We start from the raw sequence: 502 nt of genomic DNA, 5'->3' as shown, positions 1-502 counted from the left end.
ATTCAGACAAAGGGAAATATCCTGATAGCTATTATGCCGCCAGTCGTAATCCTAAGCCTGACAGACCGACGCTAAAAAATGACATTCAAACGGAGGTTTGTGTGGTCGGTGGTGGCTATAGTGGCTTATCAACCGCCCTACATCTGATCGAGACCGATCATGAAGTCGTCATTCTTGAAGGCGCGCAGATCGGCTGGGGCGCATCAGGACGTAATGGTGGACAAATCGTCAATGGCCTTAACGCCAGCCTACAAAAGATTCAAAAATCTTATGGTCAACAAAACGCAGACTTCGTCGGTCAACTAGTGACTCGCGGTGGCAAAATTATTCGTCGTTTTATCGCTGATTACAATATTGACTGCGATCTAAAAGAAAAAAACATCTTTGCAGCTCTAAACAATGGACAACTAAGGGACTTACAAGAAACGCATGCATTGTGGGAAAGCCATGGCATGCATGATCGAGAAATGTTGGACAAGTCTGGCATTCAAGAACACATAAA

General features: G+C 44.6%; 1 protein-coding gene. It reads left to right on the top strand.

Annotation, left to right across the window (positions count from 1 at the left end; genetic code table 11):
* Positions 1–502: NAD(P)/FAD-dependent oxidoreductase (locus tag ACS8FD_RS25050; protein ID WP_439277837.1), on the top strand; the 502-nt coding region annotated here is incomplete at both ends.

It is taken from the genome of Psychrobacter sp. 1U2 (assembly GCF_051847575.1).
This window is presented reverse-complemented; position numbering and strand designations above follow the sequence as displayed.